3 protein-coding genes are annotated in these 23154 nt (G+C 75.3%); all 3 read right to left on the reverse strand.

Going from position 1 to position 23154, the window contains the following annotated elements:
- The coding region (locus tag PPSIR1_RS37230) for a beta-ketoacyl synthase N-terminal-like domain-containing protein (RefSeq protein WP_006976447.1) at window positions 1–4210 on the reverse strand (4210 nt) is incomplete at its 3' end.
- 1 nt (window position 4211) lies between these two features.
- The gene (locus PPSIR1_RS37235; RefSeq protein ID WP_045117517.1) at window positions 4212–17507 is read right to left on the reverse strand and encodes an SDR family NAD(P)-dependent oxidoreductase; all 13296 of its coding nucleotides are present in this window, start codon (window positions 17505–17507) and stop codon (window positions 4212–4214) included.
- The coding region (locus tag PPSIR1_RS37240; RefSeq protein ID WP_006976449.1) for a beta-ketoacyl synthase N-terminal-like domain-containing protein at window positions 17504–23154 on the reverse strand (5651 nt) is incomplete at its 5' end. The genes PPSIR1_RS37240 and PPSIR1_RS37235, both read right to left, overlap by 4 nt.

Genomic DNA, 23154 nt, shown 5'->3' on the forward strand with positions numbered 1-23154 from the left:
GCTCGGCTCCGCAGGTCACCACGCTCAGCTCGAGGGCGTCGAGCTCGAGGGATTCGAGGGCCGCCGCGAGGGCGACCAGGGACCAGGGCTGGGCGTCGGCGCCAAAGCACGCGACCACTCGCGCGGGCTTCGAGCCAGACAGCGCCGCCGCGAAGCCAGCCCGCGTGGGGTTGGCGACGGCGCGCACGGAGACCCCGGCGGGCAGCCCGGGGGCCAGGCCGCCCGCGAGCAAGACCACGGTATCCCCCTCGACGAGGGCCTGAGACTCGAGCACCGGCTCCCAGCTGGGCGCGTGGACCAGGCACGGCGCGTCGGACTCGAGGGTCGCCAGGCGCAGGCCTTCAAAGCGCGCGCAGGTCTGGCCGCGCTCGTCGGCCACGGTCACGGTGAAGCACAGCTCCTCGCCGGCGTGGGCGTGGACGTGGGCGAAGCAGCGGGCCTTGGGCGGGCGGAGCACGAGCACGCGATCCACGGACACGGCGACCGCCGGGCGCGAGGCCCCAGCGCCCTGACTCTGGGCGCCCACGCCCAAGATCAGCCCGGCGACGGCCTGCATCGCGGCGTCGGCCAGGCCCGGGTGCAGGCGGTAGCGCTCGAGCTCTGCGCGTCGCTCCGGGGCGAGGGCCAGCTCGGCGACGAGGCCCTCGGGCGTCGCCGCGATCCCGCGGACGCAGCGGTACCAGGGGCCGTAGTCGATGTGTGCCCGGCCCAGGCGGCCGTAGAAGTCCTCGACCTCGACGCTCGAGTCGAGGCTGGCGACGGGCGTCGACGCGGCCACGCCCACGCCCACGCCCGGGACCCCCCAGCGCGCGAACACCTGGGTGTGGAGCTGGCGCTCTCCGGTCTCGGCCTGAGTCTCGACGCGCAGCTCGACCCCGCCCTCGATGGCGCGGGTGGTCACGTAGGCCTCGAGCCCTCCGGGTCCTTCGGCGACCAGGGGCCGAAGCCACATCAGCTGCTCGAGGCGCACGCCGGCGCCGCCCCGAGCCTGCCCCGGGGCCACGCGATCGAGCGCGGCCAGGGCCAGCTCGACGCTCGCGACCCCCGGCAAGATCGCCCGCCCGGCCACGCGGTGCTCGGCCAACATCGGGTCGTCCCCGCTCACGCGCACGCGAAAGGCGGGACCGCCGGCGAGCAAGCCGTAGTCCGGCGCCGGCTCGAGCTCGACGGCCCGACCCCGGGCGGCCGCGCTCGGCCAGCAGCGCACGCGGGCGAAGGGATAGGGCGGCAGGCTGAGCACGCGCCCCGTGGGCAGGTGCTGCCACGCGGGCTCCCGGCCGCTGACGTAGAGCTCTCCCACGGCCCGCGCGCTCGCCAGGTCCAGCTCGCCCCCGACCGCGCTCAGCCGCGCCTCGAGCTCGCGCTCGGCCAGCTCGAGCAGCCCTGCGGGCGCTCCGAGCTCGCCCTCGCCTCGCTCGGGGCCGCAGATCAACGCCGCGTGCAGGCGCCCCTCAGCGAGGGCGTCGAGGGCCTCGAGCAGCTCCTCGCGGGTGCTTGCGACGACCGCCGCGCGCACGCCCAGGTGGGCGCGGCGACGCTGGAGGGTGAAGGCCAGATCGCCGAGCGAGTCGGCCTCGCTCCCGTCGCGCAACCACGCCCCGAGGCGCTCGGCCACGCGCCCGCGCGCGGCCGCGTCGAAGCCCGAGATCGGGAACAACCACGGCCCCCGGCTCGCGCTGCCCCGCGCGTCGACCAGGTCCGCCGGCGCCTCCTCGAGCAGCAGGTGAGCGTTCGTCCCGCTGAACCCAAAGGAGCTCACCCCGGCGCGCCGCGGCGACTCTCCGCGGACCCAGGGGGTGAGCTCGCGGTTGACGAAGAAGGGCGTCGAGGGGAAGTCGATGAACTCGTTGTCGGCCTCGGCGTGGAGGGTCGGCGGGATCGCGCCGCGCTGAAGGCCCAGGAGCATCTTGAGCACCGAGGCGACCCCGGCGGCCGTGACCGCGTGGCCGATGCTGCTCTTGACCGAGCCCAGGGCGCAGAAGCTCGAGTCCTCGGTGGCCTCGCGGAACACCTCGGTCAGCGCGTCGACCTCGACGGGGTCGCCGAGCTTGGTGCCCGTGCCGTGGGCCTCGATGGCGTCGATGGTCCGCGGCGAGACCCCGGCGCGGGCGTAGACCGAGCGCATCAGCTTGGCCTGCGCCCGGGGGCTCGGCGCGGTCAGGGCGTTGGTCCGCCCGTCCTGGTTCATGGCGCTGGCGCGGATCAGGCCGTAGACCCGATCCCCGTCGCGGCGCGCCGCCGACAGGGGCTTGAGCACGACCGCGCCCACACCCTCGCCGGGCACGAAGCCGTCGGCGTCCCTGGCGAAGCTGCGGCAGCGGCCCGTGGGCGAGAGCATGCGCGCGTTGCTGGCGAGCACGAAGAAGGCCGGGGTCAGGCTGACGAACACGCCCCCGGCCAGGGCCATCTCGCAGGCCCCGGCGCGCAGGGCCTCGCAGGCCATGTGGATCGCGACCAGCGAGGCCGAGCAGGCCGTGTTCACGACCACCGCCGGGCCGTCGAGGTCGAGGGTGTAGGCGATGCGCCCGGCGATCACCGAGCTCTCGTTGCCGATCATCGCCTGGGGCGCGCGGTGGCTGCCCGCAGCCTCGAGCACGTCGACGTAGTCGCCCGTCGACGCCCCCACGTAGACCCCGCACGAGCCCGCGCGCCCCGTGCCGCGGCCGGTGCCCACGGGCGCCGCGTAGCCGGCGTGATCCAGGGCGTGCCAGGCGGTCTCGAGGAACACGCGCTGCTGCGGCTCGCACAGCTCGGCCTCGCGCCGGGACATGTGGAAGAAGGCGGGGTCGAAGCGGTCGACCTCGTCGAGGACGCCGCCCCAGCGGCAGTAGGTCGTGTCGCCTCGGGTCGGGTCCGCGTCGAACCAGCGCACGACGGACCAGCGCTGTGCGGGGATCTCGGCCACGCAGTCCCGCCCTTCGGCGAGGTTGGACCAAAAGGCGTCGAGGTTCTCGCTGCTCGGGAAGCGCCCAGCCATGCCGACGACGGCGATGGGCTCGAGCGCTCCCGCGTCAGAGCGCGGCGCGGCGGCCTTCGGCGTCGTAGTCACCTGGACGCGCTCGGGCTGGACCCGCGCGGGCGCCTCGGGCACCTCGACGACCACCTTGCCGACGTTGCCGCGGTCCTCGAGCAGGGCGTAGGCCTCGCGGATCGACTCCAGGGGGAACACCCGCCCGATGGTCGGCAGGGCCGTCCGCGCCTCGAGGGCCTCGACCATGCGCGCGACGTAGCGGGCGGTCAGGGCCCGGTCGCGCAGCATCAGCCGGCGCAGGTCGACGCTGATGAAGCTCTGGTTGTCGCACAGCCCCGAGAGGTCGAGCTTGGGCGCGGCCTTGAGCCCGGACATCGCAATCTCGACGTAGCGGCCCCCGGGCGCGAGCAGGTCGAGGCCCTTTTGGATCGCCTCGCCCGTGAGCGTGTTGACGACCACGTCCACGCCGCGACCCGCCGTGAGCGCCTGGACGCGCTCGTGGAAGTCGTGCTCGACGTAGTTGATGGGGTGCTGCACGCCCAGAGAGCGCAGGTGCTCGAGCTTGGCCGGCGTGCTCGCGGTGCCGAAGATCGTCGCCCCGGCCGCGCGCGCGAGCTGGACGAGGAACAGGCCCACGCCCCCCGCCGCGCTCTGGATCAGGATCGACTCTCCCGCCTCGAGGCCCGCCCGGGCGAGCACGTGGGTCGCCGTCAGGAAGGCCACCGGCGCAGCGCAGGCCTCGGCGAAGGACACGCTCGCGGGCTTGGGCACGACGGAGCCAGCGTCGACGAGGACCACGCTGGCGTGGGCGCCCATGGCCTCGCCGAGCATGGCGATCACCGCGTCCCCGACCTCGAGCGCGCCCGGACCCGCGACCCCGGGGCCGAGGGCGTCGACGATGCCCGCGAGCTCGAAGCCCGGCGTGAAGGGATAGGGCGGCATGGTCGGGTAGAGGCCGCGGAGGCTGAGCAGGTCCCCGAAGTTCAGGGAGAAGGCCCGGGTCCGCACGCGGATCTGTCCGGGGCCTGGAGGACCGACCTCGATGGCTTCGAGGGCGAGCTCGGCCAGGGTCCCCGGCCGATGCAGGCGCACGGCCTGACCCGCGATCGCACCCTCGGCGCTCGCAGCCTGGGGCGTCTCACGATCCTTGCGGCGGGCGAGGGCCTGTAGCTGGGCCATGCCCTCGGCGGGGCTCAGCTCGCCCCGCTTGATCTTCTCGAGTAGCTCACGCTTGGTCATGTCAGAACACGCTGGTCTGGAGGAGGGCGTCGACCTCGAGCTCGCCTGCGGCGAGGCGCTCGAGATCGGCGAGGCTCAGGGCCTCGGGGCGCTCCGGGGAGGTCGGGGGGATCGGGGGAGTCGGGGAAGTCGGGGCAGTCGGGGAAGTCGCGCCCAGCTCGGCGCCGTGGTGCTCGACGAGCCAGGCCACGAAGCTGGCCACGTCCGGGCAGTCGAACAGCAAGGAGGTCCGCAGGGGCAAGCCCAGGCGCTCGCCCACGGCGTTGATCAGCGCCACGCCGGTGATCGAGTCCACGCCGCAGTCGGCGAACACGAGCGCGGGCGTGACCAGCTCGGGGCGCAGGCCCAGGGCGTCGCTCAGGCCGTCGGCGAGGGCGGCGAGGATGCGGTCCTCGAGGGAGGCTGCGCTCGGGACTGCGGGCGCGGGCTCGCTCGTCGCCTGGCTCGCGCCCAGCTCGGCGCCGTGGCGCTCGATCAGGTAGCGGACCAGCTCGTCGACGTTGGGGCAGTCGAACAGCAGGGAGGTCCGCAGCGGCAAGCCCAGGCGCTCGCCCACGGCGTTGATCAGCGCCACGCCGGTGATCGAGTCCACGCCGTGATCGGCGAAGTTCAAGGCCGGCGTGACCCGAGCCAGATCGATGCCCAGGGCCTCGGCGAGGCTGTCGGCGAGCACGCCCTCGAGGCGCGCGCGCAGCTCGAGCCCCGGCGCAGGCCCGGTCGGTTGTGGCGGCGCTGCGACCTTGGGCGCAGGCCCACTTGCAGCAGCCGCCGGAGCCTCGACCACAGGGCGCGCAGGCTCGACGCTCGCCGCTCGCGTGGGCTTGCGCCCGAGCACGATGTGCTGGCCAACTTCGCCACCCCGCGGCTGCGGGTGACCCCAGGCCGCGACCTCGCCCAGGCCCTCCTCGGCGAACAGGGTCAGCCACCCCGGCGCGTCGAGCAAGGGCGCGTGGGGCAGGCGGCGCTCCGGGTCCTCGCTGAGCCACCACCCATCGACGAGGCCGAAGGTCATGGTCAGGAAGTCCGAGACCGCCGTCGCCTCGTTGAGCACGATCCAGCCCCCCGGGCGCAGCAAGGTCGCTATGGTCCCCACGCTGCGCGCGAGCAGGCGCGTGGCGTGGATGACGTTGGTGCCCAGGACCAGGTCGAAGGCGCCCAGTTCGCCGCCCCAGCCCTGCTCGTCGAGGGGCGCCTCGACGTCCAGGGTGGCGAAGCGGACGAAGGGGAACTCGGCCCCGAAGCGCCGACGGCCGCGCTCGACGAAGATCGTGCCGATGTCGGTGAACGCGTAGTCGACGGGCACGCCCGCCTCGACCAGCTTGGCGAGGGCCGGGAGCACGAAGGCCGTGGTCCCGCCCGTGCCCCCGCCGACCTCGAGCACGCGGACCGGCGCGCCGCCCCGGGCCCGGCTGCGCTCGGCGCAGAGGCTGGCCAAGGTCGCGGCCATGGCCGCGTTGAAGTAGTCGGCGATGGGGTTGCCGCGGTAGATCTTCTCGACGAGGCTCGCGGAGCCCCCAGGGAAGAGCACCGCCGTGCCCGGCAGCGCGCCGCTGAGCACCTCGACCAGCTGGGCCGTGCACGCGCGCAGCAGCTCGATGTGCGGCGCGAGCTCGGGACGCTCGGTCCGCAGCTGGGCCCAGGCCCGCTCCCGCGCCGCCTCGCTCGCTTCGGCCTTCGCGCTGTCGGAGAAGGCGTCGTGGCGACCGAGCAGATCGATGAGCGCGTCGAGCAAGCGGCGCTGACCCGGGGCCAGGCGCAGCGCTCCGGCGAGCCCGTCGACGTCGACCTCGGCGGCCGAGCGCAGGGCGGCGAAGCCCCCGTGGGGCTCGAGGGTCGCCCACAGCTCGCGCACGGCCAGGGTGGTGAAGCGCTCGAAGCCGCCGCTGAGCTGGGCGAGCAGGCCCGCGTCGATGCGCGCCGGAGAACCCTCGAGGGCGACGGGGAAGTCCGCCTCGCGGGCCAGGCCCATGGCCTCGAAGGTGGCGTCGGTGGCCTTCATGGCCAGGGTCCGGGGGCGGTCCGCGGCCAGGCAGTCGTCGATGACCGCCAGGCCCTCGGCGACGGCGATGGGCAGCACGCCGCGGGCCTCGAGGCGGGCCCGGTAGGCCTCGCCGCGCACGATGCCGACCTCGCCCCAGTAGCCCCAGTCGATGGTCACCGAGCGGGCCACACCCTGATCTCGGAGCCAGTGAGCGAAGGCGTCCTTGAAGGTGCAGGCCGCCGCGTAGTTGGCCTGACCGGCGCTGCCCGAGAGGCTCTGCGCCGAGGACAGGAACAGCGCGAAGTCCAGCTCGCCGCCTGCGAGGGCCGCGTCGATCAGGTTGACGGCGCCGGCCAGCTTGGGGCGCAAGGCCGCGTCGAGCTCGGCCTCGTCCATGCGCGCGAGGGAGCGGTCGCGCATGACGATGGCCGAGTGGACCACGCCGTGCAGCGCTCCGAAGCGGGCCCGGACGGCCTCGACGGCCGCGCGCATGGAGGCCGGGTCGGCCGCGTCGGCGGACAGATAGAGCGCCTCGCCCCCCGCCGCGTTGACGCGGGCGAGCTTGGCCTCGAGCGCGGCGTCGAGGGGGCGCCGGCCGACCAGGGCCACGCGCGCGCCGAGGCGCCCAGCCAGGTGGCAGGCGAGCTCGAGGCCGATGCCACCGGCGCCGCCGAGGATCAGGTAGACGCCGCCCTGGCGCCACGGCGTCGAGTCGACCGCGGCGGGCACCCGCTCGAGGGCCATGCGGTAGGCACGACCGCCGCGCACGGCCAGCCCGCCGTTGGTCGAGCGCCCGAGCTCGGTGCGCAGCAGCGCCGCGCTCGGGGCCTCGGTCGCGCCCAGGTCCACGCAGCCGACCTGCACGGCCGCCTGCTCCCGGGCGAAGGACAGCACCAGGCCGGGCACGGTCGCGGGCCGCGGATCGACGCGGTCCCCCGCGACCACCGGGTGCACCCCGCGGGTGATCGCAACCAGCTCGCGCTGGCGGCCCCCCGCGGTCCAGCCCGAGGTGATCAGCGTCTGCAAGCTGGCGAACACCGAGCGGGTCAGCGCGGCCGTGGCTTCGGCGTCGATGCGCGTCGGGGTCGGGCCCTCGGGCACGGCCAGGATGACGACGCGCTCGACGGCCCCCGCCGCGAGGACGCGGCGCAGCTCAGAGCAATCCTCCGTCAGCGCGACGCAGGCCTGCTCCCCGACCAGGGGTCGCGCGAGGGCCAGGCCCGCGGGGGTCCCGAGGACCACGAGCGCCCCTGGGGCAGCCTGGGAGCGACCGCGCTCCTCGCCCACCTCGGGCCGCCAGACCGGACGCGCGCACAGGCGAGCGACGGTCTCGCTCGTAGCGGGCTCTGGCTCCGCCGCGCGTCGCGAAGGAAGCGAGCGAATCTCCAGCTCGTCGAAGCGCGCCAGGCAGCGCCCCTCGGCGTCGAGGATCTGCGCGGCGTAGCGCGAGCCTCGGCGCTCGGCCAGGACCTGCGTCGCCTTGGTCAGCGAGCCCGAGCACGCGAAGCGACCGAGCCCAGCCGGCAACGCCGTGCCGCCCGAAGCCCGCTCGACGAGGGCGCCCACGGTCTGCAGGGCCGCGTCGAGGATGCCCCAACGCTGCACCCGTGAACCCGCCCGCGCCGTAACCGAAGGATGCAGCCGCGCGAGGGCGCGATCGCCTGCGCGGGTCAGGCCGGCGACGGCCTCGAAGGCCTCGCCGTACTCAATGCCCACGGCCTCGAAGGCGGCGTAGCCCTGCCAGCGCTCGCCCTCCGCCAGCTCCTTGGGCTCTCGCGCGCGCAGCTCGGCGAGGGTCAAGCGCGAGTCCGAAGCGTCCGCGGGGGCGCGCTCGGCCCGGGCGCGGGCGACGAGCTCGCCGTCCCGGGCGTCGCTGCGCCACTGCGCGACCTCGACCTCGACGCCCCGAGCACCGCCCGCGCGCACGCGCAGGTGCAGGCCCAGCGCGCCCGCGTCGAGGACCACGGGGCGCATCCAGCTCAGGTCCGCGATGCCCAGGGGCTGGGGCGCGTCGGGCAGCGCAGCCAGGAGCTCCGTCAACAGGTCGAGCAGCGCCACCCCGGGCAGCACCGCTCGCCCGCCAACCCGGTGGGCCGCGGCCACGGGATGGCGCGCGTCCAGGCGATGGCGATAGCGCAGCTCACCGGCGGCGAGACCCGCCAGCGTCGGGCCCTCGAAGCGGCTGTCCGCCGCGGCGCGATCGGGCATGGGCAGCCAGTGGCGCTCGCGGGCGAAGGGATAGGTCGGCAGACCGACGCGCCGTCCCCAGCGCGAGGGCAGGCGCTCCCCGTCGAGGGACGCACCGCGAACCCAGACCGCCGCGAGGCTCGACAGCGAGGCGCCGTGGTCGACGCCCTCGGCCGTCCCGCTCGCAGCCTCGCCCACGTGCACCGTCGGTGCAGCGCGGCCGTCCAGGAAGCTCTGCAGAGACTCGGCGAGGCCGTCGAGATCGGGGGCGACCACGGCCAGGCGCGCAGCCATGGCCTCCCGGCCCACGGCCAAGGTGTGCGCCACGTCGACCAGGCGCAGCTCGCCGCGCCGACGACCGAGGGCCGCGAGCAGATCCGCAGCCCGCTCGCGCAGGCGCGCCTCGTCCCGAGCCGAGAGCAGGACCAGCTGGGGCCCCTCGTCGTCCCGGAGCTCGAGTACCGCCGCGTCCTCGCTCGCCTCGATCAGCAGGTGCGCGTTGGCCCCTCCGGCGCCGAAGGAGCTGACCGCCGCGCGCCGCAGCCCGCCGGGCCGAGGCGCCCGCGGGCTCGTCCACGCCTGCAGGTCATGGACGACCGCGAAGGGCGAAGCGTCGAGGCCCGCGTGGGGGTTCGCCGGGCTCGCGTGCAAGCTCGGCGCGAGCTCGCCGTGGCGCAGCTGAAGCAGGACCTTGGTCAGGCCCGCGATGCCCGAGGCCGCCTCGAGGTGGCCGATGTTCGACTTGATCGAGCCGATGGCGCAGCGCCGCGTCGTCGCGACCCCTTCACCGCGCGCGCCAAAGGCCTGGCTGAGCCCGCGGATCTCGATGGGATCGCCGAGCTCCGTGCCCGTGCCGTGGGCCTCGACGTAGTCGACGCTCTCCGAGCTCCAGCCCGCGCGCGCCAGGGCCTCGGCGACGAGGCCGGCCTGGGCCCGCGGGTTGGGCACGCTGTAGCCCCGGGTCTTGCCGCCCGCGTTGATCGTCGACGCGGCCAGGGTCGCCCACACGCGGTCGCCGTCGCGGCGCGCCGCCGACAGGGGCTTGAGCACGACCGCGCCCACGCCCTCGCCGTCGACGAAGCCGTCGGCCCCGGCCCCGAAGGCCCGGCACTCGCCGCCCGCCGACAGCATGCCCACGTTGGCCAGCAAGCGCATGTGATCGCCGTCGAGGATCAGGCTGACCCCGCCGGCGATGGCCGCCTCGCACTCGCCCCGACGCAGGCTCTCGCAGGCCAGGTGGATCGCGGTCAGCGAGCTGCTGCAGGCCGAGTCGACGGCGAAGCTCGGGCCCTGGAAGTCGAACAGGTAGGACACGCGGTTGGCGATGCTCCACAGCGGCGCGTTCGCGGGGGTCCACTGCCCGCGGTCGCGCGCGATGGCCCCGAGGCGGCCGTAGTCGCCGTGCATCACCCCGACGAACACGCCCACGCGGCGGCTGTCTCCCGAGCCACCGATCGACGCCCGGGTGTGGCCCGCGTCCTCGAGGGCCGCCCACGCGGTCTGCAGGAACAGGCGGTCCTGCGGATCCATGGCCTCGGCCTCCTTGGGCGAGATCTTGAAGAACAGCGGGTCGAAGGCTTCGGCGTCCTCGATGAGCCCGGCGTAGCGGACGTAGCTGCGCCCCGCGGCGCTCGGGCCCGCCTTGGCGTCGGGATCGTAGTGGGCGCGCCAGTCGAAGCGCTCCTCGCCGAGCTCGCGGATCCCCGACCGACCCTCGCGCAGGGTCTGCCACAGGGCGTCGAGGTCTCGGCCGCCGGGGTAACGCCCGGCCACGCCGATGATCGCGATGGGCTCGTCCCGCGTGACCGCGGGCGCGTCGTGGAGCGCGTCGAAGGTGTCGCCAGGCAGCTCGGGCGCCTCGACCTCGGTCAAGATCTCGCTCTCCGGCGCAGTCGCTGGCGCGAGCAGGGCGGTCATCGCCTCGCGGTGCTCGTCGAGGAGGTGGGCGATGAGCCGCCGGGGCGAGTCGTGCTCGAACAGGGCCGTGGGCGAGAACTCGCCCAGCTGCGCCTTGAGGCGCTCGGCGAGCTCGATGACCATGACGCTGTCGATGCCCAGGACGCCAAAGTCGGCGTCGAGGTCGAGCTCGCGCAGGCCCACGACGGCCTCGAAGTGGCCGCGGACGTGGGTCTCGACGGCGGCCTCGAGATCGAAGCTGGGGAGTGGGGCTCGTGCGCTTCGAACGGGCGCGACAACCTTCGGCGCCGGTCGACTCGGGGACGTCGGCGTGGTCTCGGGGGCCCGGACACGCAGCTTGGGCTCGAGGCCCTCGACGCCCAAGCGCGCGAGCACGGCGGCCTCGGCCTTGTAGACCAGGGCCTGGGGCTCGTCGCTCGCGAGCAGGCGCTCGAAGGCCTCCATGCCCTCGGCGGCGGTGATCGAGTCGATCCCGAGCACCTTCATGCGCCGGCGGTGCTCGGCCGTGGCGACGGCCCCGACCTCGCCCCAAAAGCCCCAGTCGATGACCAGCACCCGCGCCTGGCTGCGCGCGGCCAGGGCCCGGCCGAGGGCGTCCTCGTAGCTGCTGGCGGCGGCGTAGTTGCCCTGGCCGGGGCTGCGCTGGACGCCCGCGGCGGAGCTGAACAGCACGAACTGAGCGGGCGAGCGCGGACGCAGGGCCGCCTCGAGGGCGAGCAGGCCCCGGCCCTTGGGCGCGAGCACGGCCTGCAGCTGCGCCGCGTCCATGTTGGCGATCGCGACGTCGTCGAGGACCATCGCCGAGTGCACGACGCCGCGCACGGGGCCCAGGCGATCCAGCACGGGGTCGAGGGCCGCGCGCAGGCCCGCCGCGTCGCCGAGGTCGGCGCGCACGTACTCGAGCCGGCCGCCGAGGCCCTCGAGCTCGGCTCGAGCGTTGGCGACGGCCTCGTCGGCGGGGCGTCGGCTGATCCACACCAAGGTCGCGCCCTGGGCCGCGAGGTGGCGGCTGAGCACGCCGCCCAGGCCCCCGCGGCCTCCGGCGATCACCCAGGTCGCGCCCCTTTCGGGCGTGCTTGGTGGAGACGGGAGGCGCAGGCGCTCGAAGCGAGGCGCGTGGTAGGTGGTGCCGCGCAGGGCCCCGCCGATGCGCGAGCCTTCGCCGCGCCAGGTCTCGCGCACGAGGGCGGCCAGCCCGGGTGTCGAGCCGACGCCCTCGGGCGAGGTGTCGACGCAGCTGACGGTCCACGCCGGGTACTCCGCGGCCAGGGAGCTGCACAGGCCGAACAGGCCGGCGGCGTGGGGCGCCAGCGCGAGGGCCTCGTCCTCGCTCACGGCGCGGCAGCGGTGCACGAGGGCGAACACGCCGAGCGAGGCGCTGCGCCAGCCCGCGGCCAGACCTGCCTGGACGAGGGCGAGCAGGCAAAACAGCGCTCGTTGCTCTGCGCGCGCGAGGGCCACGGGGTCGTCGTGGCGGCAGGACTCGGGCTCCAGCCCGGCGAGCCCTGAAAGATGGAGGACGAGGGTCGGGGCGACGCCGCGGGTGCGCGCGCAAGCCTCGACGCGGGCGCGCACGTCCTCGGGGGAGGACGCGCGGACCCACTCGCTGGCGACTCCAGGCAAGCCCGCGCGGGCCAGCAGGGCCTCGACGGCGCTCGCCTCGGGGCCGCCCTCGGGCGCCGCGAGGATCAAGACCCACGCGTCCGCGCGCACCTCCGTCGGAGCCTCGAGGGCGGCGAGGGCCACGGGCTCGGGGCGCAGGCGCGGGGCGAAGCAGATCTCGGCGACTCGATCGCGGCGCGGCGCGGGCCGACACAGCACGCCCTCGACCACCGCGCAGGGGCGGCCGGCGGCGTCGAGCAGGCGCAGGTCAAAGCGCTCGCCGTCGACCGAGCTGGCGCAGGCGTAGGCCGGCGCGCGGGTCGAGAGCGCGCGGGCGCCCTCGAAGGCCACGGGGACCCGGGCCTCGGCGACGCCGGCGTAGGCCTCGAGCCAGACCGCCATGCACTGCAGCGCGCCGTCGAGGCTCGCCATGCTCGGGGCGCCAGCTGGGCCCAGCGAGGTCGCGGCGCCGCACAGGCGACCGACGATGGTCGCCGGCGCGTCGGCGCTCGCGGGCACGCGGCCCACGGACTCGAGCACGCGCAAGCTGGGGCCGTGCTCGATGCCGACGCCGTGGAGGCGGGCGTAGATCGCCGCGCCGGCCTCGTCCTCGGCCTCGCCCCTGGCCTGGGCGCGCTGGTGCTCGACCCAGCCGGGGTCTCGCTCCAGCTCGACATCCTCACCGGCGACCCCCAGCTCGAGGATGCAGTCGGCGATGACCGAGCCGTCCTCACCGGCGAAGCGGCAGGCGTAGCGCCGCGAGCCCGGGGACTCGGGGCGCAGCGTGGTGGTCAGCGCGGCCGCGTCGGCGTCGAGCACGAAGGGCGCGCGCCAGCGCCAGGCCTGAACCGAGAGGGTCCGCGGATCCGCGGCGCCCAGGCTCGCGGCGGCCGCGAACGCGGCCTCGACCAGGCTCGCCCCGGGCAAGCGCGCGCGCCCGAGCACCCGGTGGTCCGCCAGGGCGCTCTCGTCCTCGCGCCAGCGCCGAACGAAGCGCAGCTCGCCGCGGAAGGCCGCCTGCGCGTCGAGGGCCCCGAGGGCGCTCGTCTGCGGCGCGGGCACCAACATGGGCGCCGCGGCCAGCTCGGGCAGCCAGTGGCGCTCGCGGGCGAAGGCGTAGCCGGGCAGGCGCGCGGGCTCGACCTCGGCCAGACCCCGCGCCGCGGCGAGGGCCGCCCAGTCCACGCTCGCGCCCCCGGTCCAGGCCGCGGCCACGCGGTCCAGACGATCCCGGCGCGCCCAGGCCACGAACAGCTCGGCGACGTCGCGATCGTCAGCTTCGAACAAGCCGCCCGCGTTCGCGCGCCCCCGCCAGGCCCGAGGCCCTGCGAGGGTCTCGGCGGCCAGGGCCTCGCGCAGCCCGTCGAGGAGCTCGGCGCGGGTCGAGGCGACCACGCACGCGCGCTCGTCGAGGGCCTCGCGGCTGCGCTGGAGCGTGCGGGCGACCCCGGCGAGGTCGAGATCGCGCTCGTCGAGGACCTCGAGATGTTCTCGCAATCGCAGCAGCTGCGCCCGCAATCCGCCAACAGCGGCCGAGATCGGGAAGCAGTGCGCTCCCCCGACGGCCTGCTCGGCGCGCCGAGGCTCGGGCGCCTGCTCGAGGATCACGTGGGCGTTCGATCCGCCCGCGCCAAAGGAGCTCAACGCCGCGCGCAGGGGCTCACCGCCCCGCGGCGCCCAGGGCTCGAGCTCGGTGACCAGACGCGCCGGCCCGCGCTCGAAGTCGATGGCCGGGTTCGGCCGCCCGTTCACGTGCAGGGTCGGCACCAGAGCACGGTGGCGCAGCTGCAGCAAGACCTTGGTCAAGCCCGCGATCCCAGCCGCGGGCTCGAGGTGGCCGATGTTCGACTTGACCGAGCCCAGCGCGACCTGCCCCGGACCCCTGAACACCGAGCGCAGCGCCGCGACCTCGATGGGGTCGCCCAGGGAGGTCCCCGTGCCGTGGGCCTCGACGTAGCCCACGCTCGCCGGGTCGATCTGCGCAGCGTCGAAGGCCGCGCGGATGACCTCGGCCTGGGCGCGGGGGCTCGGCACGGAGTAGCCGCTGGTCCGCCCGCCGTGGTTGACCGCCGTCGCCCGGATCACCCCGAGCACGCGGTCCCCGTCAGCCTCGGCCGCCGCGAGGGGCTTGAGCAATACGGCGCCCACGCCCTCGCCGGGGACGTAGCCCTTGGCGTCCTCGGCGAAGGCCCGGCAGCGGCCGTCCGGCGAGCTCATGCGCGCCTGGCTGAGAAACACGAACTTGCTCGGGTGCAGCATCAAGTTGACGCCGCCCACCAGCGCGTAGCGGCTCTCGCCCCGGGCCAAGCTGGCGCAGGCGAGGTGCAGGGCCGTCAGCGAGGACGAGCACATCGTGTCCAGGGCCAGGCTGGGCCCGCGGAAGTCGAAGAAGAAGGACACCCGGTTGGCGATGGACGCGAAGAAGGTCGCCGGCGAGGGGCCCCGCCCGCGCAAGGCGTGCTCGAGGCCCGCGAGGGCGTAGTGGCCGTACATCGCCCCCACGAACACGCCCACGGCCTCGCCGGCCAGGGCCGAGCGCGGGTAGCCGGCGTCCTCGAGGGTGTGCCACGCCGTCTCGAGGAACAGGCGCGTCTGCGGGTCCATGATCTGGGCCTCGCGGGGGGTCAGGTTGAACAGGCGCGCGTCGAAGCGATCGACCCCGTCGAGGAAGCCGCCCCAGCGCGTGTGCGCCCGATCCTTGCGCGCGCCCGTGGGGTCGTACCAGGGGCGGTGGTCCCAGCGATCGTCGGGGACCTCGGTGATCGCGTCGTGACCCTCGCGCAGGCGCGCCCAGAACTCGTCGAGGTCGGCGGCGCCGGGGTAGCGGCCGGCGACGCCGAGGATCGCGACGGGCTCGGCGAAGGTCTCGCCCTCGACGCGACGCGGGGACGTGGACTTCACGACCGGACTCACGACCGGACTCGCCTTGCGGCTCGCGGACTCCGGCGCCGGGCGGGCTCCGAGCAGCGGGGCCAGGCCATCGCCCATGTCCTCCGCAACCACCACGCTCCCCTCCAGGGGCGTCGCCACGGCCGCGAGCAGCACCTGCACGCCCAGCTCCGTCGACAGCGGGGCGAGCCCCGAGCCGCCCAGGCGGGCCGCGTCGCGCTCGCTGACCTGCATGCCGCCCTCGCGCCACAGCGGCCAGTCGATGGCCACGCAGCGACCCCGACGCATGCCCTCGCGGGCCGCCAGGCCGCGCCAGTGCGCGAAGCCGTCGAGGTAGCCGTTGGCGAAGGCGTAGTTGGCCTGGCCAACGTTGCCGAGGGCCGCGGCCAGGGAAGAGCAAGCGATCACGAACTCGAGGGGCTCGTCGGCGAGGACCTCCTCGAGGGCGTGCAGGCCGTGGATCTTGGTCGCGAGCACGGCCTGGGTCGCGGCCCGCCGCTCGGGCGATGCGTCGGCGCGGGCGAGCAGACCGTCGGCGGTCCGACCCGCGGCGTGGATGAGGCCGTGGACCGGGCCGACGCGGCGGTGGAGCTCGGCGAGCAGGGCCTCGAGGGCGGCGAGGTCGGTGACGTCCGCGGGCAGGTAGAGCCCGCGCCCGCCGAGGGCCTCGAGCTCGGCGAGCAGGGCTCCGATGGCTGCGTCCTGGGGCCGGCGGGCGCTGAGCACCACCGTCGCTCCATGAGTTGCGAGCGCCCGGGCGAAGATCGCCCCGAGCCCGCCAGCGCCGCCCGTGATCAAGACGCAGCGGCCGCGCAAGTTGTCGAGCTCGGCCGCCGAGGCCACCGGCGGCGCCTCCTCGGTCCAGGCCAGCACGCTCCGCTCCCCGCCGCACAAGCGGGCGAGCCCGGCGGCCTCGAGGGCCCCGAGCTCGGCCTGAAGCTGCGCCCAGCTCGGCCAGCCCTCGACCTCGAGCACGGCCATGGTCAGGCGCGGGAGCTCGCGGCTCGCGGTCGCGGCGAAGGCCCGGGCAGCCAGCGACTCCGGGTGGCCGCAGGCCGTCTCGACGTGGAGCACGCGGACCTCTCCCGCGGCCCCGCTCGCCGCCCGCCACAGGCCCACGCTGAGGGCCTCCAGGCGGTCGTGGAGCGCCGTCGGCTCGATGCCGGTGTTGGCGTGGACGATGCCGAGCTGCCCGAGCTCCAGGCCGTCCTCGCGCAGCTGCGCGAACGCTCGCTCGAGGTCGGCGGCGGAGCGCGGATCGACGACGAAGTGCCGCGGCCCGCGACGCTCGAAGCCAGCGCCCGCCTCGACGAGGACGGTCCCGGCCGGGCTCGCCGCCTGCACCTCTGGCTCGGCGTAGAGCAGCGCGAGCGGGCCCGCGCCCGCGCCCGCGCCGGTCACCGCCTGGCGCCGCCAGTGCGCCCGAACGAAGCGCGGACGGGCCGAGCTCGGCTCGCGCTGGGGCGCCGCTGCGCGCTCGGGCCCGCGACCCAGGCCGCCGTGCTCCGCCACCAACCACCGACTCAGCTCGTCGATGCTCTGATGCTCGAACAAGAGCGTGGGGTACAAGCTCGCGCCGAGCTCCCCCTCGAGCTGGGCGACGAGGTCCAGCAGGTCGCTCGAGTCCAGGCCGAGGTCGTAAAAGCCCGCGCTCGTCGACAGGGCCTGGGGCGCGGGAGCCCCAGCGCCCAGGGTGGCCACGACCAGCTCGCGCAGGCGCGCCCGCGTCGAGGCCAGGGCCCCCTCCCCCACCTCGCCAAGCGGGCTCGAAGGCGGCGCGGAGACGGGCGCCGGGGTGCTGCGCCGAGCCGCGCCCGCGTGGTCCTCGAGCCGGGTGATCAACCCGCGCTCGCGCACGCGCTTGAACGAAATCCCGAGCAGCTGCGCCCGCGGCCGCCCGCCGTCGTCGAGGATGTGCAGGTCCGCGACCGAGAGCTCCGAAGACGGCACGGTGCACGAGCCCTTCGGGACCCAGACCACGCCCCCGGGGCGCTCGCTCTCACCCGCGAAAGCCCGGGCCGTGGCGATGTGCACCGGGATCACCGGCTCGGCCACGGCACCGACCGCGCGCGCGAAGTAGATCGAAGGCAGCAAGGTCGCGCAGTCGAGCAGCGCCGGGTGCAGGCGAAAGTCCTCGGCGTGCTCGCGGGCCTCTTCGCCGAGCTCGACGCGGGCCAGCAAGCCCTCCGCGCGCTCTTCGATCACCCCCAGGCCGCGCATGAAGGGCCCGTGCACGGTGCCGAGCTCCCGCGACATCGCGTAGAGCGTGGCCAGGTCGACGGGCTCACCCGCCGGCGCAGCCACGCCCGCGTCCGGAGCCTGCGCCGGCGCGCCCTCGACCCCGTGCAGCTCGGCCCGGAAGTGCTCCCGGGGCTCGCCCCTGCCCTCGCCCGTGCGCGCGTCCACGGCCTGCCCCTCGGCGATCACCCGCACGCCCGCGCCCGCGGCCTCGAAGCGAAAGCCCAGGCTCCGGCCGTGCTCGGCGTCGACGGTGGCCGGCGCTCGGAACACGCAGCGGCGCAGCTCGACGCGCTCGAGGGCCACGCCGCGGGCCTCGAGGATGCGCCAGACCATGTCGAGGAAGGTGACCCCCGGCATGATCCGCACGCCGTGGACGTGGTGGTCCCGGAGCACGGGGTCGTCGACGGCCAGCGCGACCTGGCAGCGCAGGCCCTCGAGGGCGGACAGGGGCGGGAGCTTGGCGGAGGTCGGGGCGGTCATCGGGAGAACTCCAGCTGCATCAGCCGGCGCCGAGCGGGGCGCGGCGCGGCCTCGGGGCGCGCGGGCGCGTCGGGCCACAGCCGGCGGCGGTGGAAGGTGGGCGCGGGCAGGGCAGCCCGGGTCGGGCGGTGCTCGGGGGCCTCGGCGAGCACGACGTGGGCGTTGGTGCCCCCGAGGCCGAAGGCGCTCACGCCCCCGCGGCGCACGCCCTCGACGGGCTGCCAGGGGCGCCCCTGGGTCAGCACCACGAAGGGCGAGGCGGCGAAGTCAAAGCGCGGGTTGGGCTCGAGGCAGTGCAGCGTCGGGGCCTGGTAGCGGGCCTGCAGGCAGGCCGCGACCTTGATCAAGCCGGCGATGCCCGCCGCGCTGGCGAGGTGGCCGACGTTGGACTTGACGCTGCCGATGCCGCACACGCCCCGGGCCTGGGTCGACTCGCGGAACACCCGGGTCAGGGCCTTGAGCTCGATGGGGTCGCCGATCACCGTGCCCGTGCCGTGGGCCTCGATCAGCGAGACCGAGCGGGCCTCGGCCCCGGCGCGGCGCAGGGCCTCGCGCACGACCTCGACCTGGGCCTCGGGGTTGGGCGTGGTCACGCCCATGGTCCGCCCGTCGTTGTTGACGGCGCTGCCCTCGACGATCGCCAGCACCCGATCCCCGCGCTCGAGGGCGTCGGACAGGCGCGCGAGCAAGACCATGCCGCAGCCCTCTCCGGGCACGAAGCCGTCGGCGCGGCGATCGAAGGTCCGGCAGCGCCCCGTGGGCGACAGCGCCCGGCTCTCGCTCAGGCTCAGGTAGGGCTGCTCGTCGAGGAGCAGGTCGACGCCGCCGGCGAGGGCCAGCTCGACCTCCCCGGCGCGCAGGGCCTGGCAGGCCTGGTGGACCGTGACCAGCGAGGACGAGCAGGCGCTGTCGACGATGAGGTTGGGCCCGCGCAGGTCGTAGAAGTGAGCCAGGTGGGCGGCGATGAAGTTCTGCCCGACCCCGACGATCCCGTGCTTCGAGGGGTCGACGCGGCGGATGAAGTCGGACACCCGCGCGCCCAGCCACACCCCGGTCCGAGAGCCGCGCAGCTGCGCCCGGCTGTAGCCGGCGTGGGCGAAGGCCTCGGCCCCGACCTCGAGGGTCTGGCGGATCAGCGGGTCGAAGCCCCGCGCCTGGGCCTCGTCGAGCTCGAAGTAGGCCGGGTCGAAGTCTTCGATGTTGGGCAGGAAGCCGCCCCAGCGGCTGATGGTCTTGCCCGGGGCGTGCTTCGGCGAGAAGTAGCGCGCCGCGGACCAGCGCGACTCGGGGACCTCGGCGATCGCGTCCACGCCATCGCGCAGATTCGCCCAAAACTGCTCGACCGAGGACGCGCCGGGGAAGTGGCCGGCCATGCCGATGATCGCGATGGGCTCGTCCGCCGCGAGGCTGGCCGTCCGCGGGACCGTCACCCTCGCCTGGACCGGGGGCACGACCGGCTGCGCTGGCTGAACGGGCAAAACGGGCTCACTCGACAAAAGGGGAGCAGCCGCCTCGGCCTGGACCGGCGCGCCGCAGACCCGCGCCAGCGCCTCGGGGTGCGCCTCGAGCAGGTGCTCGCTGAGGCGCTCGATGGTCCCGAGCTCGATGAGCGCCGAGGGGTCGAGGGCCACCCCGAGCTCGCGGTCGAGTTGACCGAGCAGGCGGACCATGAGGATCGAGTCGAGGCCGAACTCCTCGAAGGACAGATCAACCTCGAGCTCCTCCTCGGGCAGCTCGAGGGTCTCGGACAGCTGCGCCTGCAGCCAGGCGTGGACCGGGCCGAGCTCGGGCGTGGCCGTCGGAGCCGCCGCTTCGCTCGCCCGTGGCTGGGGCTTCGCGCCTGGCCTTGGGTCCGCCTTCGAGCCCGCGGGCTCCCCGAGCGATCCCTCGAGCCAGGACTTGAGCGTGAAGCCCTCGCGCGCCTCCTCGTCGATGGCCACGGGCGTGACCACGGGGCCGAAGTCCCCGACGAGGGCGCACTCGAACAGGGCGACCCCGTCCACGTTGCGCAGCGGGGCCAGGCCCAGGCGCCGCAAGGGCTCGCGCGGGGTCTCGCCCATGCCGACCTCGCTCCAGTTGGGCCACCGCAGGGACAGCCAGCGCGTGCCGGAGCCCACGCCATCGCGGCTGGTCGCGTAGCGGTCCATCCACGCGTTGGCGGCCGCGTAGTCGCTCATGCCCACGCCCAGGCCGGGCACGGCGGCGCTGATCGACGAGCACAGCACGACCCAGTCGGGGCGGTGACCGTGGCGGCTCAGGGCCGAGGCGAGGCCGTGCAGGCCGGAGATCTTGGCCTCGAAGACCTTCTCCATCTGCGCCCGGGTCTTGTGGATGAAGGCCGGCTCGCTCGGGTCGTTCCAGCCCGCGGCGTGGATCACCCCGAGCACGGGCCCGACCTGGCTCAGGCGCGCGAGCAGGTCGTCGAGGCCCCCGGAGTCGAGCAGCGAGCCCTGGTGCCGGAGCACCTGGGCGCCGCGGGCCTCGAGCTCCGCGATCGCCTTCGCCCGCGCCTCGATCACCTCGGCGCTGCGCGAGTGGCCGCGCTCGAGCAGCGCGAGGCGACGAGCCCCGCGATCGACGAGCGCGCCCGCCAGGGTCAGGGCGACGCCCCCGGTCCCGCCGCTGAGCAGGTAGACCCCGTTGGGGTTCATCCGCAGCGCCGAGTCGGGGATCGGCAGGACCGGGTGGGGCTCGAGCTCGAGGCGCTCGAGCATGCCGTTGCGCAGCCGAGCCCGCCCGCGTCCGCTGGCGAGCAAGCGCCGGACCGCGTCCGCAGGGGCGTGGCGCAGGGTCGAGGCGTCGCCAAACTCGAGGTCGAGGGCCGCGAGGCGGCCGTACTCCGCGTCGAGCACCGGCAGCAGCCCGGCCAGCAGCGCGCTCGGCCCGTCGAAGTCCCGGGCGTCGCGGGGGTCGACGTCGCGGTGCACGTGGATCAGCCGCAGGGCCCGGCGCCGGGTCCCGGCGATCCACCGCTGGAGCAGGCGCAGGCGCCCGTGGGGCACGGTGGTCGGCGCCCGCGGGCCCGGCTGCACGTCGCACAGGTCGATGACCCGGACGATCGGCGGCGCCCCGACCTCGCTCAACGCCGCGAGCAGGGCGTCGGCATCACCGGCGTCGTCGAGGGGCGCGCGCAGGTGGTGGGGGCCGAGGCGGGCGATGCCCTGGGCGCGGTAGACCGCCGCGCCTCCCGTCTCGACCACGATCCGCGGGGCCGAGGCGCTGGGCGCATCGAGGAGCGCGAGCAGCTCGTCGCAGGTCTGGCTGCTTCCGCCGGTCAGCACCACGGTCGCGCCAGACTCGGCCGCGGCGCTCGCCCCCGTCGAGGCCTCCAAGATCGAGGTCCACGGCTGCCACCGCGGCGTGACCATGGCCATCTCGGGGAGCTCGTCCTCGGCGCCCCCGCGGCCGGTCGCCGGCTTGGTCCAGGTGAAGCGATCGGGCATCCACAGCCGCTCCCCGACGAAGGGGTAGGTGGGCAGGTGGACCCGTCGGCGCGCGCCCTCGGGGTGCAGCTCGTGCCAGTCGAGGGCCCGCCCCCGGACCCACGCGCGGGCGCAGGTGCTCAGCTCGCGGGCCCGCAGCCAGGCCTGGGCCTGATCCCGCGAGCGCGCGTCGGTGCCGGTGGCCTTGGCGCTCCGGCCCATCCACGGCCCGGGGCCGTGGGTCGAGTCGTCGTCGTCGAGGGGCCCGCCCAGGTAGGCGTCGAGGCCCGCCATCGCCTCGCGCAGATCGCTGGCGAGCCACGCCAGCCGCACGTTCAAGGGCTCGCGCCCGAGCTGGAGGGTGAAGGCCAGGTTGGCCAGGTCCAGGCGCGGGTGCGCGTCCGGGGCGACGATGGCCTCGGCCAGGCGCGCGCGCAGGGCCTCGGCGACCTTGCGCAGCTGCGGCGCGGTCCGAGCCGAGAGCACCAGGCAGTGGCGCTCGGGCTCGCTCGGCGCGGACACCTCGGCGCGGCGCTTCGCCGGCTCCCGATACTCCTCGAGGACCAGGTGGGCGTTGACCCCTCCGGCCCCGAAGGAGCTCAGCCCCGCCCGCCGCGGGATCCCAGCGGGGGGCTCCCAGGGGGTCAGCTCGCGCTGGATCCGGAAGGGCGAGCGGTGCATGTCGAGGTTGGGGTTGAGGGCCTCGACGTGCAGGGTCGGCACCAGGGTCCGGTGGCGCATCTGCAGCAGCACCTTGGTCAGGCCGACGATGCCCGCCGCCGACTCGAGGTGGCCGATGTTCGACTTGATCGCCCCCAGGCCGCACCAGGGCGCGTCCGCCCGCCCGAAGGCCGCCGTCAGCCCGGCGACCTCGATGGGGTCGCCCAGGGCCGTGCCCGTGCCGTGGGCCTCGACGTAGGTGATGGTCTGCGGGTCCACGCCGCCGCGCTCCATCGCCATGCTCACGACCTCGGACTGCGCGCGCGGGTTGGGCACGCTGTAGCCGTTGGTGAAGCCGTCGTGGTTGACGGCCCAGCCGCGGATCAGCCCGTGGATGGCGTCGCCGTCGCGCTCGGCCTTGGACAGGGGCTTGAGGATCACCACGCCCACGCCCTCGCCGGGCACGTAGCCGTCGCCCCCGCGGCCGAAGGCCCGGCACTTGCCGTCGCTCGACGCGAAGCCCTGGGCCGCGATGGTCAGGTACTTCGAGGGGTGCAGGTAGAGGTTGACGCCGCCGGCGAGGGCCATGTCGATCTCGCCGCGGACCAGCGCCTCGCAGGCCATCGCGATGCCGACCAGCGAGGCCGAGCAGGCCGTGTCGATGGGCATCGAGGGGCCGCGGAAGTTGAACATCCACGACACCCGGTTGGCGATGGACCAAAACGAGGAGTCGAGGGTCAGGCGCTGGCCGTGGGCCCAGGCCTCGGCGGCGTAGAGCTGGTGGCCGCCCCAGGTCACGCCGGTGTAGACGCCGACGCGGTTGGGGGCCATGGCCGTGCGCGTGTGCGGTTCGGTGTCGAGGAAGCTCGCGCGGCAGTAGCCCGCGTCCTCGAGGGCGGCCCAGGCCGTCTGCAGCAGCAGGCGCTCTTGAGGGTCCATCTGCCTGGCCTCCCGCGGGGCGATCTTGAACAGGCGATGCTCGAACTCCTCGACCCCGTCGAGGAAGGCGCCCCAGCGCGTATAGGTGCTGCCCTCGCTCCGGCGGTCCGGGTCGAAGAAGGCGTCGATGTCCCAGCGGTTGCTGGGCACCTCGCCCACGCAGTCGCGGCCGGCGACGAGGTTGGCCCACAGCGCGTCGAGGTCCGGCGCCTCGGGGTAGCGCCCGGACAGGCCGATGATCGCGATGGGCTCGCGGGTCGCCTCGGAGACCGACACCCGCGGGCTCGCCTCGGCCGCGACCTCGACCGGCGGCGGGAAGGCGCGCTCGATGGCCGCGCCGTGAGCTTCGAGGAGCGCCCCGCACACGGCCTCGAGGCAGGCGTGCTCGAAGAACAGGGTCTTGGACACGACGACGCCCAGGCGGTCCTCGATGGCCCCGTTGAGGGCGTAGATCATGACCGAGTCGAGGCCGTAGTCCTCGAAGGGCGCCCGCGGATCGATGTGCTCGGGGTCGTGGGCCAGCTCGCTGCCCAGGCGTTCGCGCAGCCACGCCAGCAGCGGGCCGAGCAGGTCGCGCGCTCGCTCGGGCTGCGCGGGCGCGGGCGCGACCGGCCTCGGCGCGCGGA

The sequence above is a fragment of the Plesiocystis pacifica SIR-1 genome, assembly GCF_000170895.1.
Taxonomy (GTDB): Bacteria; Myxococcota_A; Polyangia; order Nannocystales; family Nannocystaceae; genus Plesiocystis; species Plesiocystis pacifica.

Excerpts from the sequence above, each read along its gene's own strand:
- PPSIR1_RS37235 (WP_045117517.1), bottom strand. The coding sequence starts at position 17,507 with ATGACCGCCCCGACCTCCGCCAAGCTCCCGCCCCTGTCCGCCCTCGAG.